Source organism: Variovorax sp. 22077 (assembly GCF_052044195.1).
GTDB lineage: Bacteria > Pseudomonadota > Gammaproteobacteria > Burkholderiales > Burkholderiaceae_C > Variovorax > Variovorax atrisoli.
Map to the genome: position 1 here is coordinate 244,824 of NZ_JBQEQC010000003.1, position 16,073 is coordinate 260,896.

14 protein-coding genes are annotated in these 16,073 nt (G+C 68.8%); 7 read left to right on the plus strand and 7 right to left on the minus strand.

The window, feature by feature from the left end; genetic code table 11:
- Positions 1 to 30 precede the first annotated feature (30 nt).
- The gene (locus tag ACTJLF_RS05695; RefSeq protein ID WP_026346548.1) at positions 31 to 510 is read left to right on the plus strand and encodes a copper chaperone PCu(A)C; all 480 of its coding nucleotides are present in this window, start codon (positions 31 to 33) and stop codon (positions 508 to 510) included.
- Positions 511 to 822: 312 nt separating this feature from the next.
- Entirely contained in the window at positions 823 to 1,281 is a 459-nt protein-coding gene (locus tag ACTJLF_RS05700) for a hypothetical protein (RefSeq protein ID WP_126184746.1), read from the plus strand.
- A gap of 63 nt (positions 1,282 to 1,344) precedes the next feature.
- Here ACTJLF_RS05700 and ACTJLF_RS05705 read toward each other — a convergent pair whose 3' ends face one another.
- Positions 1,345 to 1,656, minus strand: a complete 312-nt coding sequence (locus ACTJLF_RS05705) for a hypothetical protein (RefSeq protein WP_126184747.1) — start codon at positions 1,654 to 1,656, stop codon at positions 1,345 to 1,347.
- A gap of 455 nt (positions 1,657 to 2,111) precedes the next feature.
- The gene (locus ACTJLF_RS05710) at positions 2,112 to 3,752 is read right to left on the minus strand and encodes a long-chain-fatty-acid--CoA ligase (RefSeq protein ID WP_126184748.1); all 1,641 of its coding nucleotides are present in this window, start codon (positions 3,750 to 3,752) and stop codon (positions 2,112 to 2,114) included.
- 120 nt (positions 3,753 to 3,872) lie between these two features.
- On the opposite strand from ACTJLF_RS05710, the gene ACTJLF_RS05715 reads away from it, so the two are divergent.
- Positions 3,873 to 4,544, plus strand: a complete 672-nt coding sequence (locus ACTJLF_RS05715; protein WP_440882659.1) for a nitroreductase — start codon at positions 3,873 to 3,875, stop codon at positions 4,542 to 4,544.
- A gap of 112 nt (positions 4,545 to 4,656) precedes the next feature.
- Here the strand turns inward: ACTJLF_RS05715 and ACTJLF_RS05720 are convergent, their stop codons facing one another.
- The 3 genes from ACTJLF_RS05720 to ACTJLF_RS05730 form a co-directional block, all read right to left on the minus strand.
- The gene (locus tag ACTJLF_RS05720) at positions 4,657 to 5,826 is read right to left on the minus strand and encodes a GGDEF domain-containing protein (RefSeq protein WP_126184750.1); all 1,170 of its coding nucleotides are present in this window, start codon (positions 5,824 to 5,826) and stop codon (positions 4,657 to 4,659) included.
- 71 nt (positions 5,827 to 5,897) lie between these two features.
- Positions 5,898 to 7,076, minus strand: coding sequence for an acetyl-CoA C-acetyltransferase (locus ACTJLF_RS05725; protein ID WP_019656315.1), 1,179 nt, complete (start codon positions 7,074 to 7,076; stop codon positions 5,898 to 5,900).
- A gap of 48 nt (positions 7,077 to 7,124) precedes the next feature.
- Positions 7,125 to 7,907, minus strand: coding sequence for an SDR family NAD(P)-dependent oxidoreductase (locus ACTJLF_RS05730; RefSeq protein WP_019656316.1), 783 nt, complete (start codon positions 7,905 to 7,907; stop codon positions 7,125 to 7,127).
- Positions 7,908 to 8,009: 102 nt separating this feature from the next.
- Between ACTJLF_RS05730 and ACTJLF_RS05735 the strand changes: the two genes are divergently transcribed.
- From ACTJLF_RS05735 to ACTJLF_RS05750, 4 genes are all read left to right on the plus strand, one after another.
- A complete protein-coding gene (locus ACTJLF_RS05735) occupies positions 8,010 to 10,691 on the plus strand; it encodes a LuxR C-terminal-related transcriptional regulator (RefSeq protein ID WP_440882660.1) in 2,682 nt (893 codons plus the stop codon).
- Positions 10,692 to 10,914: 223 nt separating this feature from the next.
- Complete coding sequence (locus ACTJLF_RS05740; RefSeq protein ID WP_440882661.1) at positions 10,915 to 11,766, plus strand: AP2 domain-containing protein; 852 nt, start codon at positions 10,915 to 10,917, stop codon at positions 11,764 to 11,766.
- A 254-nt stretch (positions 11,767 to 12,020) separates the two neighbouring features.
- Complete coding sequence (locus ACTJLF_RS05745) at positions 12,021 to 12,827, plus strand: AP2 domain-containing protein (protein WP_440882662.1); 807 nt, start codon at positions 12,021 to 12,023, stop codon at positions 12,825 to 12,827.
- A gap of 73 nt (positions 12,828 to 12,900) precedes the next feature.
- Positions 12,901 to 13,278, plus strand: a complete 378-nt coding sequence (locus tag ACTJLF_RS05750; RefSeq protein WP_019656320.1) for a hypothetical protein — start codon at positions 12,901 to 12,903, stop codon at positions 13,276 to 13,278.
- A 21-nt stretch (positions 13,279 to 13,299) separates the two neighbouring features.
- Here ACTJLF_RS05750 and ACTJLF_RS05755 read toward each other — a convergent pair whose 3' ends face one another.
- Positions 13,300 to 14,448, minus strand: coding sequence for an acyl-CoA dehydrogenase family protein (locus ACTJLF_RS05755; RefSeq protein WP_126184753.1), 1,149 nt, complete (start codon positions 14,446 to 14,448; stop codon positions 13,300 to 13,302).
- Positions 14,449 to 14,491: 43 nt separating this feature from the next.
- Positions 14,492 to 16,051, minus strand: coding sequence for a long-chain-fatty-acid--CoA ligase (locus ACTJLF_RS05760; RefSeq protein ID WP_440882663.1), 1,560 nt, complete (start codon positions 16,049 to 16,051; stop codon positions 14,492 to 14,494).
- Positions 16,052 to 16,073: the final 22 nt, after the last annotated feature.

Here is a 16,073-nt window from a genome sequence, read left to right on the forward strand (position 1 = left end):
TTCGAATCCAAGGAGATAAAGACCATGACCATGAAGAACCGCATTGCACACATCCTCGCCATCACAAGCGCCGCGCTGCTAACCGCGCATGCCGCGAACGCGCAGGTCACCGTGAAGGACGCATGGGTGCGTGCCACCGTGCCGCAGCAGAAGGCCACCGGCGCGTTCATGCAGATCAGCGCCGCGAAAGACACGAAGCTGGTCTCGGCCAGCTCGCCCGTCACCCCCGTGGTGGAGGTGCACGAGATGGCCATGCAGGACAACGTGATGCGCATGCGCCAGATCCCCGCGCTCGATCTGCCCGCCGGCAAGACCGTCGAGCTCAAGCCCGGCGGCTATCACGTGATGCTGCTCGACCTCAAGCAGCAGGTGAAGGAAGGCGACACCGTGCCGCTCACGCTGGTGTTCGAAGGCAAGGACGGCCAGCGCGAATCGGTCGAGGTAAAGGCGCCGGTGCGGGCGCTGAATGCGTCGGCGCAGCCTGCCGGGCACGGCAGCCACAAGCACTGAGCGGCCCGAGCCGGCCACCCCTGCACCACGGAGACTGGCCGGAGGGACTACCCTGTTTCGGTGATGGCGCCTACCCCTGGGACACAGAAGAATGTTGACAAATATTCACAATTCATCCCCTCCCCGGCCGGCCCTTTCGTGGAACGGATCGCGCGGGGGCTCGTGAGGTTGTCCGGGGAGCAGGAGGGCGTTCGCGCCGATCCTGCTCCGGCTGGGTGACTCCGGGTGGCATCGACGGCCGAGGGAGGTGTACACAGGGGTTGTTCCGTGCCGCTCAGTTACCTCCTCCATCTGGAGAATGCTCGCCTGCCCATGCACGTGACCGACGCGCGGGACGTGCGTCGGGTTTCGGTCCTGAAGGCGACCGGCCTCATCGAGGCCGCCATCGATCCGGCCTACGACACCGCGCAGGGCAGCTACAGGCTCGCGCAGGCCGCGCTGGTGGTCTGCATCACCGACGAGGGGCATGCCGAGATCGAGAGGCTGCGCGGCCGCGAGGGCAGCGGCGCAACGCCGAAGAAGGCATCGAAGTCGAAGCTCGAACCGCTCGACTACCTGCGCGCCATAGAACGTTCGGCCTTCCCCCTTCGCGTGGAAGACCGCCAGGAGATCGGCTGCGTCGAGGCGCTGAAGCAGGCCGGCTTCGTCGATGCCGTCATCAGCCCTGCCCTGGCATGGAAGGATGCCGGCGGCGAGCCGCAGGAGCTGGCGGTGATCAAGCGCATCACGCCCTTCGGACGCGCGCAGCTCGCGCGCGGCGCCACCAGGTGATTTCGCGGCTTTCGGAATTTCGACAGACCGGCTTCGCGGCCTGGCCGGCGGCGCTTCTTTCGCCTATATCCGCGCCGTTTCGAGCGCTTCGCACTGGCCTTCGATGCCGGCGTGCAGCATGCCCAGCGATGCGATCAGCAGGCGCTGTATCGACGAGCGATGGGTTTCGTCGAGCAGGGGCTGCGCTGCGTCGCGCCGCCCTTCGTCCCACGCGAGCAGCTGCATCAGCGTGTGCGCGCCGTCGATCACGTCGCGCGCATCGTTGAGGAACGAGGCCCGCCGTCGCTCCTCGTGGTCGAGCCCGTCAACGGGGTTCCATGCGAACGGCTTGAACTCCGCGCCTGTGCTTTGCGCGGTACTTGATGAATCGGCCATGTCGGCCCTCCCTGTCGGTTCGGCTTTGCTGCAACCGCCGCATCCGCTGCTAAACGAAGGCGGCGGCTCGAACGGGTTAGCAGACCGGGAACCGCTAGGCGAAACCGGCAGGGCGCGAGCCCTCCCATCCGAGCCGCCTGAAACGGGAAGCTGGAATAGAAAAGCCGCGAGACCATTGCGGTATGCGGCTCTTCGCCGCGGTTACTTCAGGCTGCTAAACCCGGCCTCGCTCATCGCGAGGCGGTCTGGAATGTAGCCGTCAGCCCTACCCCCGTCAATCGACGCCGAAGCCCCCGCATCCCGATGCGGCTCGCACGAACTTGCACCGGGCCGGCACCGCTGCCTATTCAACAGGCAACGTGGCGGGAAGCCACGCCAGTTCTCGCTCCGCTGTCCCGCCTCCACCCACAACTCACAGAGTTGTCCACAGAAAAATCGAACAAGTCACCGAACTGTCAAACAGATGTCGTCGCCACGTAACCTTTGAACTGTTCGCGCAGCTTCGTCTTCAGCAGTTTTCCGGTGGCTGTATGCGGCAGGCTGTCGACGAAGACCACGTCTTCCGGTAGCCACCATTTCGCGACGCGCTCCGCGAGGAATGTGAGCAGTTCCTCGCGCGTGGCTTCCATCCCCGCACGCTTGACCACGATGAGCAGCGGACGCTCCTGCCACTTCGGATGCGCGATGCCGATCACCGCCGCTTCGGCCACCGCGGGGTGCAGGCTCGCGGAGTTCTCGAGGTCTATGGACGAGATCCACTCGCCGCCCGACTTGATGACGTCCTTCGCGCGATCGACGAGCTGCACGTAGCCGTCCTCGTCGATGTTGGCCACGTCGCCCGTCGGAAAGAAACCCTCGGCATCGAGCACCGATCCGCCCTCGCCCTTGAAGTAACCGCTCGCGATCCACGGACCGCGCACGTGCAGGTGGCCGAAGGCCTTGCCGTCGTGCGGCAGGCGCTGGCCGTCGTCACCGACGATCTTCAGCTCCACGCCCCACACGCCGCGGCCCTGGCGCATCTTCACGCGCAGCTGTTCTTCCTTCGGCATCGACAGGTGCTTGGGCAGCAGGTTGCCGATCACGCCGATGGGGCTGGTCTCGGTCATGCCCCAGCCCTGCACGAAGTCGGCGCCGAAGTCGCGCTCGAAGCGCTCGATCATGCTGCGCGGCGTGGCCGCGCCTCCCACGCCGATGCGCTTGAGGCCGATGGCGCGCGTGTCGATCTCGGGGTGCGCATCGAAGTACTGGAACAGCATCAGCCAGATGGTCGGCACGGCCTGCGAGAAGCCGACCTTCTCGTCGCGCATCAGCTCGTAGAGGCTCTGGCCGTCCATGTGCGGGCCGGGCATGACCAGCTTCATGCCGGTCATCGCCGCCGCGTACGGCATGCCCCATGCGTTGGCGTGGAACATCGGCACCGCGAGCAGCAGCGTCATCTGCGAGTTGACGCCGAAGGTGTCGGGCGCGCACTCCATCAGCGAGTGCAGCACGGTCGAGCGATGCGAATACAGCACGCCCTTCGGGTTGCCCGTGGTGCCCGAGGTGTAGCAGAGCGACGACGCGGTGCGCTCATCGAACTCGGGCCACTCGTACTTCTCGCTCTGCGAACCGACGAGCTCGTCGAAGCACAGCAGGTTGGGCACGTCGACGGGCGGCATGTGCGCGCGGTCGGTCATCGCGATGAAGGCGCGCACCGACTTCAGTGCAGGCGCGAGCTTCTCCACCAGCGGCGCGAAGGTGGTGTCGAAGAACAGCACCTTGTCTTCCGCGTGGTTGACGATGTAGTCGATCTGCTCCGGAAAGAGCCGCGGGTTCACCGTGTGCAGCACCGCGCCCGAGCCCGACACGCCGAAGTACAGCGCGAGGTGCCGCCATGTGTTCCACGCGAGCGTGCCGACGCGGTCGCCGGGCTCGATGCCCAGCGTCTTCAAGGCATTGGCCACCTGCTTGGCGCTGCGCTGTATCTGCGCATAGTCGGTGCGATGCACCGGCCCCTCGACGGTACGGCCCACGATCTCCGCGTGCGGATGGAAAGTGGCCGCATAGTCGATGAGCGACGAGATCAGCAGCGGGCGGTCTTGCATCAATCCGAACATGTCTTGTCTCCTGTACGCTGGGCGGATGCTAGGCAGGCGCCACGCCGCGCGGCATCGTCGGAACGGACGATTGAGCGCATCCGAGGGTTGCCCCTAGCATCCCCTCAAGAGGACTTTGGAATGAACGTTCAGGACGCCATCGCCACCCGCCGCTCTGTGCGCGAATTTCTCGACACGCCCGTCTCCGGCGACGTCATCCGCCGTGTGATCGAACAGGCGCTGCGCGCACCTTCGGGCGGCAACCTGCAGCCCTGGCACCTGCACGTGGTGGGCGGCGAAAAGCTCGCCGAGCTCAAGGCCATCATGCGCACGCGCGTGAAGGAAGCGCCCGCCGGCGAAGGCAGCGAGTACGACATCTACCCGCGCGAACTGGTCGCGCCCTACCGCGACCGCCGCTTCGCCGTCGGCGAGGCGATGTACGCGCGCCTGGGCATTCCGCGCGAGGACAAGGCCGCGCGCCGCGAATGGTTCGCGCGCAACTACCAGTTCTTCGGCGCGCCGCTCGCGCTCTTCTGCAGCGTCGACCACCGCATGGGCCCGCCGCAATGGTCCGACCTGGGCATGCTGCTGCAGAACGTGATGCTGCTGCTGCGCGCCGAGGGCCTGGACAGCTGCCCGCAGGAATGCTGGGCGATCTACCCGCAGACCATCGGCAGCTTCATCGACCTGCCGCCCGAGCGCATGCTCTTCACCGGCATGGCCATCGGCTACGCCGACCGCAGCCGGCCGCTCGATGGGCTGGTGACCGAGCGCGCGGCGCTGTCGGAGGTGGCGGAGTTCGTGGGGATCTGAGCACGGCCCCGCATCACTACCCGAGCTTCACGTCCGCCGTGCGTCGTCTGCGGCGCGCCGCCATGCAAGCCTGCAGCCCGCTACTGTGCAATAGCAACGCTGAGCGCATCGCTCAGGCCGCAGCAATCACCCGATCCCGCCCCATCGCCTTCGCGCGGTAGAGCGCCGCATCCGCCAGCGCCAGCATGTCGTCGATGCTGGAGCCGCCTGCGCTGCTCGCGCCGGCCGCCACGCCGATGCTCACGGCCATCGAGCCGACGACGGCCATGCTCGAGTCCGCCGGGAAGGGCTCGCCGATGGCGTGCCTCAGGCGCGCCGCGATCGCCATCGCCTCGGACTGGCCGGCCTCGGGCAGCAGCACGACGAACTCCTCGCCGCCGTAGCGGCCGAGAACGCCCTTGTCGCCGATGGCGCGCTGCATGCGGCGCACCGCCTCGCGCAGCACGGCGTCGCCCATCTGGTGGCCGAAGCGGTCGTTGATGTCCTTGAAGTGGTCCAGGTCCACCATCAGCAGCGCGCCGCCGCGCTCGCCCGAGGAGAAGGCGCGCTCGCTGGCCTCGAGCACGGCGCGGCGGTTGAGCGCGCCGGTCAGTGGGTCGCGCGTGGCGAGGTATTCGAACTCGGTGTGCACGCGGTCGGTGGCCATCAGGATGACGGCGATGGACAGCAGCAGAACGGTGAACGAGTACATGCTGATGTAGATCGACTGGATCCACGAGCCCTCCATGAGCCCGTTGCCCGCCATCCCGGCCACCACCGACACGAAGCGAAGCGCCGCCACCAGCGCCTGCGCCAGCAGCAGCCCGGTCATCAGCCGCTTGCCGAACACTTCGCCCGCATGCCGCATGTAGAGCTGCGCGTGCCGGAAGAACAGCGCCGCCACCGCCAGGGTGACGAACAGCAGGCGCATCTCGAAGTCGGGCTTCACGATGCCGAACCAGAACAGCGCCGCCGTCAGGACGCAGTTCAGCACCGTCCAGCTGCGGGTGTCGCTGCGTCCGAACAGGAATTTCTGGCTGCCGGCGTAGTACAGGATGCAGGCCTGGTACAGCACGAAGTTGGCGACAACGATCGTGAGGAAGTCGGGAAAGTACCCGCGCGCCGCGAAGAGCATGGTGCTCACGAACGCGACCAGCGGGGCCTTCGCCCAGTCGCCCAGCCCCTGGATGCTGCGCGGATAGCTGCGCTGCATGAAGAAGACCACGAGGGCCATCATGACACCCATCACTCCCGCAAGCAGGATGATGGAACGGGGATCGAGGATGGATGGCGAGGCGCCCATGGACCCCGATTATGTTGGCATCGGCATTCCCCGCCCCGCAGGCGGCCTCCCGCGCCTGGCCTGCCGACGCGTCAGAGCCGCTCGACGATGGTCACGTTGGCCATGCCGCCGCCCTCGCACATGGTCTGCAGGCCGTAGCGCTTGCCGCGCTGGCCGAGCGCATGCACGAGCGTGGTCATGAGCTTGGTGCCCGACGCGCCCAGCGGATGGCCCAGCGCGATCGCGCCGCCGTTCACGTTGAGCCGCGCCGGGTCGGCGTCCAGCGTCTGCAGCCAGGCCAGCGGCACCGGCGCGAAGGCTTCGTTGACCTCGTACAGGTCGATGTCGGAGATCTTCATGCCCGCCTTCTTCAGCGCGCGCTGCGTGGCCGGCAGCGGGGCCTCCAGCATGATCACCGGGTCGTGCCCCATCACGCTCATGTGGTGGATGCGCGCGAGCGGCTCCACGCCCAGCGTCTTCAGGCCGCGCTCGTTCACCACCATCAGGCCGCTCGCGCCGTCGCAGATCTGGCTGGCGGTGGCCGCGGTGCAGCGCCCGCCCTCGGCGATGAGCTTCACGGCGGCGATGCTCTCCAGCGTGGCGTCGAAGCGGATGCCTTCGTCCACGGTGTGCTGCTCGCCGGGCTCGGTGCCGTCGGCCATGCGCACCGACACGGGCACGATCTCCTGCTCGAAATGGCCGGCCCTGGTGGCGGCGATGGCGCGCCGGTGGCTTTCCAGCGCATAGCGGTCGAGCTCGTCCTTCTCGATGCCGTAGTTCCTCGCGATCATCTCGGCGCCGGTGAACTGGCTGAACTGCACGTCGGGGTAGCGCTTGGCCATGAGCGGGCTCACGTAGAAGCCCAGCCCGTTCTTCAGCGGCAGCGTGACGGGCATGCCCATGGGCACGCGCGTCATGCTCTCCACGCCAGCGGCGATCACGATGTCCATGGTGCCCGACATCACGGCCTGCGCCGCGAAGTGCAGCGCCTGTTGCGACGAGCCGCACTGCCGGTCGACCGAGGTGGCCGGCACCGACTCGGGCAGCTTCGAGGCCAGCACCGCGTTGCGCGCGATGTTGGAAGACTGCTCGCCGGCCTGGTCGACGCAGCCCATGATGACGTCTTCGACCAGCGCCGGGTCGGCGCCGGTGCGGTCCACCAGCGCGTTCAGCACCTGTGCTGCGAGATCGGCCGGGTGCCAGCCGGCGAGGCGGCCGTTGCGGCGGCCGCCGGCGGTGCGGGCGGCGGCGACGATGAAGGCTTCGGGCATGGGAGTTCTCCTGTGTTTCTGTCTATCTGTGCGGGTTCGGGTGGCGTGTCAGCGCGGCGCCATGCGGATGGCCCCGTCGAGCCGCACGCTTTCGCCGTTGAAGTAGCCGTTGGTGATCATCAGTTCGGCCAGCGTCGCGTATTCCGCCGGGTTGCCCAGCCGCTTGGGGAACGGCACCGAGGCCGCCAGCGCGGCCTTCACGTTGTCGGGCGCGCCCTGCAGCAGCGGCGTGTCGAAGATGCCCGGCAGGATGGTGTTGACGCGGATGCCCTCGCTCATGAGGTCGCGCGCGATGGGCAGCGTCATGCCGACGATGCCGGCCTTCGAGGCCGTGTAGGCCGCCTGGCCCATCTGCCCGTCCTGCGCGGCCACCGAGGCGGTGTTGACGATGGCGCCGCGCTCGCCGTCTTCCAGCATGTCGAGCGTGAGCATGCCGGCGGCCGACTTGGCGATGCAGCGGAAGGTGCCCACCAGGTTGATCTGGATGATGCGGTCGAAATTCGCGAGCGGAAAGTGCTTGATCTCGCCGGTGGCCTTGTCGCGGCTCGCGGTCTTCACCGCGTTGCCGGTGCCGGCGCAGTTGACGAGCACGCGCTCCTGGCCGTGCGCCGCGCGGGCCTTGGCGAAGGCGGCGTCCACCTGTTCCTCCGACGTGACGTCGACCTTGCAGAAGATGCCGCCGAGTTCCTTGGCCAGCGCCTCGCCCTGCTCGGCGTTGAGGTCGAAGAGCGCGACTTTCACGCCGTGGCCCGCGAGCCGGCGCGCGGTGGCGGCGCCCAGGCCCGAGGCGCCGCCGGTGACCACGGCGGCAATGCTGGAATCGAGTTGCATCTGCTGGTGTCCTTGAGGTGTCTTGAACGGTTTGTCCCCGTCCAGTTTAGGAAGCAGAATCGGCCGCACACATCGTCGGAAACGACGGGATTTCAGCGCCGCATGCAGCCGTCCACCCCCCGGATCCTCGAAACAAAGCTCAATCCCCCGGCCTTCGTCGCCACGCAGGTGCCGCGCACCGCGATCGGGGAAGAGGTCGCCTCGGCGGCCGTGAAGCTGGTGCTCGTGCGCGCGCCGGCCGGCTTCGGCAAGACCACCGCCATGGCGCAGATCCGCGAGCGCATGGAGGCCCGGGGCATCGCCACCGCATGGCTTACGCTGGACCGCGCCGACAACGACGTCTCGCGCTTCCTCGACTGCCTGGCCGAGGCCGTGCAGCGCCTGGGCGTGGAAGACCCGCGCGGCAACGGCGGCAACAACCCCTTCGATGCGGTGGCCGCGCTGGCGGCGCACGAGTCGCCCTTCACGCTCTTCCTCGACGACTTCGAGCGGGTGCAGGAGCCGGCCGTGCTGGGGCTGGTGCGCGAGATCGTCGAACACCTGCCGCGCCGCGGGCAGATCGTGATCGGCTCGCGCAGCCTGCCCGACCTGGGCCTGGGCCGGCTGCGCGCGCGCGGGCAGCTCACCGAGATCGACACCGACCGGCTGCGCTTCAGCCTGGAGGAGACCGGCGCCTTCTTCGGCCTGCGCCAGTCGCTGCCGGCCGAGATGCTCTCGCTGCTGCACCGCAAGACCGAGGGCTGGGTGGCGGCGATCTGGCTCGCGTCGATGGCGCTGGAGCGCCACGGCGCGGGCTCGGCGGGCGCCACCGCCACTGCTTTTGTCGAGCGCTTCTCGGGCTCCGACCGCGCGGTGGCCGAGTACCTCGCCGAGGACGTGCTCGCGCACCAGCCGAAGGAGATCCGCGACTTCCTGCTGCGCACCAGCATCCTGAGGCAGCTCGACGCATCGGTGTGCCAGGCGCTGTGCCCGCGCGTGGACTGCGCGGCCATCCTCGAGCAGCTGGCCGCGTCGAACCTGTTCCTCACGCCGGTGAGCGGCGATGGCGATGCGTGGCGCTACCACAGCCTCTTCGCCGACTTCCTGCGCGCGCAGCTCGCGCGCGAGATGCCTGGCGAGCCTGCGCGGCTGCACCTTGCGGCCTCGGGCTGGTACGAATCGCACGGCCGCCCGGTGCCGGCGATCGACCATGCGATCGAGGGCGGCGACCATCCGCATGCGCTGAACCTGCTCGACCATCACGCCGCGCAGTTCCTCGAAGAGGGCCGCATGCGCATGCTGGCGCGCTGGTTCTCGGCCATTCCCGAGCACCAGCTGCGCGGGCATCCGTTCCTGCAGCCGATCTCGCTGTGGGCCACCTGCTTCACCCACGGCCCGTGGGACGCGATGCGGCAGCTCGACGAATCGGGCTGCCTCGACAGCCCCATCGCCGAGGTGCGCGCGAGCGCCCACACCCTGGTGCCGCTGCTGCTGGCCATGCAGGACCGCCACGACGAGGCCTACGAGGCCGGCCGCCAGAGCCTGGCGCGCCTGCCCACCGGCCTGGCCTTCGCCGACAGCGTGCTGCTCAACGCGATGGCGCACATCCTCGCGGTGCGCGGCGACCAACACGAGGCGCAGCGGCTGCTCGACGCGGCCCGGCGCGAGCAGGGCAACAGCGCCTTCAACCGCATGTACACCGAGTCGCTGGCGGGCCTGTTCGACCTGCACGAAGGCCGGCTGCGGCAGGCCACCGCGCGGCTGCGCATGGCGGTCGATTCCACGCATGCGGTGTCGTACAACCACAGCCACGGCAACGCATGGGCCGGCGTGCTCTACGCGGGCGCCGTGTACGAGACCAACCAGCTCGTGCAGGCCGAGCGCCTGCTGAACGTTTACCTGCCGCTGGCGCGCGACGTGGGCCTGCCCGACCACATGATCCTGAGCCACGCGATGCGCTCGCGGCTGGCCTTCCACGCGGGCGACATCGACGCGGCCTTCCAGGCGCTCACCGAGCTCGAGTACCTGGGCCACCAGCGCCAGCTGCCGCGCGTGGTGGCCGGCGCCAAGCTGGAGCGCTCGCGCATGCTGCTGCTGCAGGGCAACGGCCCCGCCTCGCACGACGAGCTGCTGCGCGCCGACGACCCCGCCCTGTGGGACCGCGAGCGCCGCCAGCGCCTGCCGGCCCACGACCTCGACTACCTGGCGCTGGCCAAGGCGCGCTGGGAGATCGCCTTCGGCGACGCGCGCGCGGCGCTGTCCGTGCTCGACGCCGAACTGCACGCCGCGCTCGCCGCGGCCCGCAACCGGCGCGCGCTCAAGCTCAGGGTGCTGCGTGCGCTGGCCCTGCAGCGCGCCGGCGACCCGGCCGCCGCCACCGAGGAGTTCGCCGGCGTGCTGCAGTCCGCGAGCCAGGAGGGCTTCATGCGGCTGATCCTCGACGAGGGCCCGGCCGTGGGCACGCTGGTGCACCGCAGCGCCGCCGCGATGCAGGAAGGCGGCGCCGGCGACCCGATCCTGGCGGACCACCTGCAGCGGCTGCTGCAGGCCGTGGGGCCGATGCCGGCGCCGGCCGAGTCGGAGGCTCTCTCCGGCGGCGAGGCGATGAAGGAGCCGCTCACGCGCAAGGAGATCCGCGTGCTCCAGCTGCTGGCCGAGGGCTACTCGAACAGCGCTATGGCCGAGAAGCTCTTCGTTTCCGACAGCACGGTGCGCACGCACCTGCGCAACATCAACATGAAGCTGGACGCGAAGAGCCGGACGCAGGCGGTGGCGATCGCGCGCAGGCTGGGTGTCATCCGATAGCCTTACATCCGGCCTCATTCCGGCGCCGCCTACCCCCTGAACTACGGATTCCGGTGATACCCCACCGGTGCCTGCTTCCCTAGCATTTCCCTCTGTGTTCCAACTGCCGCGATAGCGCAAGGCGCATCGCGGCGCACGGGAATCCTCGCCCGGCGCCGCCCCCCCCCAGCGCCCGGCGGGAAAGCCATGCAAGAACCAGAGAGCGGACTCGAGCCGAAGCACCATGCCCAAAGGAATCCCCAACTCCGCAGCCATGTACGGCATCTACCCCCGCAGCTGGGGCTACGAGGTGTCGATCGTGCGAAACGGAAAGCGCTATTTCCAGCAGTTCGGCCGCGCCAGCTACGGCGGCGACGCCCAGGCGCTGCGCCAGGCGCAGGAATGGCGCGACGGCGTGGTGCGCAGCGTGCCGCCGGTGCCTCGGCGCACGCGCGCCGAGAAGCTGCGCGTCAACAACACCACCGGCGTGTCGGGCGTGTTCTGCCAGGTCGCGCCGGGCGGCAAGGTGCGGGCCTGGGTCGCCAAGACCTACATCGGGCAGGACGAGATCCTGCGCACCGACTTTCCCGTGAACACTGTGGGCGAGGCGGCGCAGGCGCTGGCCATCGAGGAGCGGGCGCGGCAGCTCGAACGCATGGACGGCCTGGCCAGGCTGCATCCGGCCGAGGAGTCCATCCGGACGAGCCCGCCGGCCTCTCCGGCCGAGACGCTGGTGCCCAAGCGCTCCAAGTCCGAGATCAAGCGCAGCACCAATTCGAGCGGTGTGAGCGGCGTGCATTTCAAGGCGCCGAATCCGGGCCATCCGGGGTACTGGCTCGCCATCACCTACACGGCCGGCCGGGGCAGCGTGAGCAAGGCCTTCTCCATCAAGGAGCACGGCGCCGAGAAGGCGAAGCAGCTGGCCATCGAGGAACGCCAGCGCCAGCTGGAGCAGAAGCACGCGTTCATGCAGCAGGAAAGCAGCGCCGCGGCGAAGACGCCGGCGATCTCCATCCCCTTCCTGCCCGACCAGCCCTTCCGGGCTTCCTCCCTGCTGCACGGCATGGCCGCCGCCGAGGCGAGGCCGGCGCAGTGATTCCGTGGATGTCCGCGCCCGGCGCCGTTCGCGCGGCGGCCGGCGGATATCCGTGCCCGGCGCGGGCCGCCGGGGATATTTTTCCGACCGCCTCCGCCGCCCGGACGGATTCATGGCGGCGCTTCGGCCAGAATAGCTGCGAAAAATGCGCGCCCGATAGCCACAGCAATGGCGACGGCGACGCGCGAGCCGGGGAGCCCATCGGAATCAGCATCGGCGATGCTGAGTACGCAAGCAGCAGCATCACATCGAGAATGCCCAAAGGTGTACCGAACCCGGCAGCCATGTATGGCATCTACGCCAGGTCCTGGGGTTTCGAAGTCTCCATCGTCCGCAACGGCGTCCGCCATCACAGGCTGTTCGGCAAGGCCAGCTACGGCAGCGCGGAACAGGCGCTGCTTCACGCGCAGGACTGGCGCGACCACATCGTGCGCAGCGTGCCGCCGCTGCCGCGCAGTGCGCGGGCCGAGAAGCCCCGCGCCAACAACAGCACCGGCGTGACCGGCGTGTTCCACCACCTCGCGCCCAGCGGCCGGGTGCGCGCCTGGATGGCCAAGACCTACATCGCGCCCGACGAGATACTGCGCACCGATTTCTCCGTCGCCGAGCTGGGCGACGACGCGCAGGCGCTCGCGATCCAGGAGCGCGCACAGCAGCTCAAGCGCATGACCGGGCTGGCGCGCATCCACCCGGCCGAGGAGGCGATCCGCATGGGGCTGTCGGCCCACCCTGCCGGGCCGCGCGAACCCAAGCGCTCGAAGTCGGAGATCACCCGGCGCAACAACACCAGCGGCGTGAGCGGCGTGCATTTCAAGGCGCCCAACCCCAGCCACCCGGGCTACTGGCTCGCCATCACCTACACCGCCGGCAAGGGCAGCGTGAGCAAGGCCTTCTCGGTGAAGACGTACGGCGCCGAGGCGGCGAAGAACATGGCCATCGCCGAACGCGCGAACCAGCTCGCCCTGAAGCAGCTTGCGGCCGGGGAAGAAGAACGACATCAGAGAGGAAAAGTCGAGGCCGGCGTCCGCGCGACGACCGGCACGAGGCGGAACAACGGATGAGTCCATTGCAAGGAACAGGCCTCGCGCGCGCCGCGAGGCCAGGGGACGGCCGTCCGCGCGGAGCGGCCCGCCCATGAATCACAAGCACCTGCACCAGCTGCTGCGCGTCGCGTCGCACCTGATGGACCAGGCCGCGGCGGAAGTGCGCAGCACCGATCTCGGCCCCGTGGACGAGAACATCCAGCGCATCGGCCGCGCGCTGATCGAGGTGATCGAGGTGCAGCGGCAGCTCTACGCCGCGCAGCCCGAGCTGCAGCCCAGGTCGCTGGCAGCCGACTCGCGCGAGAGCGATGCCAACCTGCTCTTCACCCAGTACACGATGGAGGCGCTGGAGCTGGAGGACGCAGGCAACCCCGAGGCCGCGCGCGAGAAGTACACGCAGTTCATCGGGCTGTCGCCCTCCTACCCCCACCGCGAGATCGCTCGGGCGCAGATCAGGCGGCTGTCCTGAGCGTGCCCGGAGAGCCGGGTCTCACAGGGCCCGGGCGATCACCTCCTTCATGATCTCGTTGGTGCCGCCGTAGATGCGCTGCACCCGGGCATCTGCGTACATGCGCGCCACCATGTATTCGTTCATGAAGCCGTAGCCGCCGAAGAGCTGCAGGCACTCGTCGATCACGCGGCCCTGCGCCTCCGAGCCCCAGAGCTTGGCCATGGAGGCGGTGGCGGTGTCGAGCCTGCCGGCCACCAGGTCCTCGATGCAGCGGTCGATGAAGGCGCGGCCCACCTTGATCTGCGTGGCGATCTCGGCGAGCTTGAACTTCGTGTTCTGGAACTCGGCGACGGGCTTGCCGAAGGCCTTGCGATCGCGCACGTAGTCGAGCGTGGCCTGGTAGGCGCCCTCCATGGTGGCCAGCGCGCTCAGGCCGATGATGGTGCGCTCATAGGGCAGGTCGCTCATGAGCTGGAAGAAGCCTTGGCCCTCCGCGCCGCCGAGCAGCGCGTCGGCGCCCACGCGCACGTCGTCGAAGAAGAGCTCGGAGGTGTCCTGCGCCTTCATGCCGATCTTGTCGAGCACGCGGCCCACGCGGAAGCCCTTGCAGCCCTCCGTCTCCACGATGAGGATCGAGGTGCCCTTGGCACCCTGGGTCGGGTCGGTCTTGCACACCACCAGCACCACGCCGGCCAGGAATCCGTTGGTGATGAAGGTCTTGGAGCCGTTGACGACGTAGCCGCCCTCCTTCTTCTCGGCGCGGGTGCGCACGCCCTGCAGGTCGGAGCCCGCGCCCGGCTCGGTCATGGCGATGGCGCCGACCAGCTCGCCGCGCGCCATGCGCGGCAGGTAGTGGCGCTTCTGCGCCTCGGTGCCGTGGTTGAGGAAGTAGTGCGCCACGATGCTGTGCACCGAGGTCGCCATGCCGGTCAGCGCGCGGCGCGACATCTCCTCGTAGAAAACGGCCTCGTGGCGGAAGTCGCCGCCGGCGCCGCCGTACTCCTCGGGAATGTCGGCGCACAGCAGGCCGAGCGCGCCGGCCTTGCGCCACACCTCGTGGCCCACGTGACCGCGCTTGCGGGCCTCCTCGTCGTGCGGCAGCACTTCGGTCTCGATGAATCGCACCACGTTGTCGCGGTACAGCTCCAGGTCTTCGTCGCTCCAGGAGCGGCGGAAATCGATGGCCATGTTGTCTTCCTTTGCTTTCCTTGTTTCTGCCGGATCCCGCGGCTCAGCCCACGCGCCGTTGCCTGCCGGCCCAGAAGGGCTCGCGCAGCTGGAACTTCTGCAGCTTGCCGGCCGCCGACAGCGGCAGCGCGTCGCGGAACTCCACGCTGCGCGGGCACTTGTAGTTCGCGATGTGCTCGCGGCAGTGGGCGATGACGGCCTCGGCCTCCAGCGCCCTGCCCTCGCGCCGCACGATCACCGCGTGCACGCGCTCGCCCCATTGGTCGTCCGGCACGCCGATCACCGCGGACATCAGCACCTGCGGCATCTTCGCGATGGCGTTCTCGACCTCGGCCGAATACACGTTCTCGCCGCCGCTGACGATCATGTCCTTCATGCGGTCGACCACATAGACGAAGCCTTCGTCGTCCATGTAGCCGCCGTCGCCGGTGTGCATCCATCCGCCGCGCAGCGCGGCCTCGGTCTGCTCGGGCTTGTTCCAGTAGCCCTTCATGACCATGGGGCCGCGCGCGACGATCTCGCCGACCTGGCCGGGCGGCAGTTCGTTGTCTTCGCCGTCGACGATGCGTACTTCGGCGATGGGCACCGGCGTGCCGGCGGAGCGCAGCAGCCGGTCGCGATCGGGGCCGGGCAGGTGGCAACGGGGCGACAGCGCCGTGACCACGGGCGACAGCTCCGTCATGCCGTAGACCTGCGCGAAGGCGGCGCCCGGAACGGCGCGCATCGCCTGGTCGAGCAGCGCGGCATCGATCGGCGCAGCGCCGTAGAACAGCAGGCGCAGGCTAGACAGGTCGAACTCCGCGAAGCGCGGATGCTCGATCACGCGCTTGATCATGGTCGGCACCATGAACATCTCGGTGATGCGCGCGGACTGCACCGCCTGCAGCACGGCCAGCTCGTCGAACATCGGCAGCACGTGCGTGGGCGTGAGCCGCAGCATGTTCTGGATGGTGGCGCCGCAGCCGGCCACGTGGAACATGGGCGCGGCGACGAGGGCCACCGCGTTCTGCGCATCGCGCGGCAGCGCCGCCACGGTGCTCAGCGCGTTGATGCACAGGTTGCCGTGCGTGAGCATCACGCCCTTGGGCTGCCCGGTGGTGCCGCCGGTGTACATGATGGCGGCGAGTTCGTCGGGCGCGTGCGGCGCATCTTCGATGGGCTGCGCCTCGCCCAGCAGCGCCTCGTAGCCCACCATGCCCTCGGGCACCGCGCCGTCGCCGCAATAGACCACGGTGCGCAGCGAGGCCGAGAGCTGCCGCAGCGACGGCACCATCGGCACGAACAGGTCGTCCACCAGCAGGATGCGGGTGTCGCAGTCGTCCAGCGAATAGGCGACCTCCTTCGGGTTCCAGCGGATGTTGACCGGATTGATCACGCCGCCGCCCCACCAGGTGCCGAAGAAGTATTCGACGAAGCGGTGCGAGTTGAGGCTCATCATGCCGACGCGGTCGCCGCTCGCCATGCCCAGTCGCTTCAGCACCGCACCCAGGCGCGCGACGCGATCGGCGAGGGTGACGAAGTCCTGCCGCGTGGCGCCGCAGACGATGGCGGTGCCCTTCGGCTTCTCGCGCCGGCCCTTGTGCAGGGGTTGGGTGAGGAACATGGGTGGCTGTCTCCGTTCTTGT

Coding starts and splice junctions, on each gene's coding strand:
- ACTJLF_RS05745 (WP_440882662.1), top strand. CDS start 12,021: ATGCCCAAAGGTGTACCGAACCCGGCAGCCATGTATGGCATCTACGCC.
- ACTJLF_RS05740 (WP_440882661.1), top strand. CDS start 10,915: ATGCCCAAAGGAATCCCCAACTCCGCAGCCATGTACGGCATCTACCCC.
- ACTJLF_RS05715 (WP_440882659.1), top strand. CDS start 3,873: ATGAACGTTCAGGACGCCATCGCCACCCGCCGCTCTGTGCGCGAATTT.
- ACTJLF_RS05705 (WP_126184747.1), bottom strand. CDS start 1,656: ATGGCCGATTCATCAAGTACCGCGCAAAGCACAGGCGCGGAGTTCAAG.
- ACTJLF_RS05695 (WP_026346548.1), top strand. CDS start 31: ATGAAGAACCGCATTGCACACATCCTCGCCATCACAAGCGCCGCGCTG.
- ACTJLF_RS05750 (WP_019656320.1), top strand. CDS start 12,901: ATGAATCACAAGCACCTGCACCAGCTGCTGCGCGTCGCGTCGCACCTG.
- ACTJLF_RS05735 (WP_440882660.1), top strand. CDS start 8,010: ATGCAGCCGTCCACCCCCCGGATCCTCGAAACAAAGCTCAATCCCCCG.
- ACTJLF_RS05730 (WP_019656316.1), bottom strand. CDS start 7,907: ATGCAACTCGATTCCAGCATTGCCGCCGTGGTCACCGGCGGCGCCTCG.
- ACTJLF_RS05700 (WP_126184746.1), top strand. CDS start 823: ATGCACGTGACCGACGCGCGGGACGTGCGTCGGGTTTCGGTCCTGAAG.
- ACTJLF_RS05720 (WP_126184750.1), bottom strand. CDS start 5,826: ATGGGCGCCTCGCCATCCATCCTCGATCCCCGTTCCATCATCCTGCTT.
- ACTJLF_RS05760 (WP_440882663.1), bottom strand. CDS start 16,051: ATGTTCCTCACCCAACCCCTGCACAAGGGCCGGCGCGAGAAGCCGAAG.
- ACTJLF_RS05710 (WP_126184748.1), bottom strand. CDS start 3,752: ATGTTCGGATTGATGCAAGACCGCCCGCTGCTGATCTCGTCGCTCATC.
- ACTJLF_RS05755 (WP_126184753.1), bottom strand. CDS start 14,448: ATGGCCATCGATTTCCGCCGCTCCTGGAGCGACGAAGACCTGGAGCTG.
- ACTJLF_RS05725 (WP_019656315.1), bottom strand. CDS start 7,076: ATGCCCGAAGCCTTCATCGTCGCCGCCGCCCGCACCGCCGGCGGCCGC.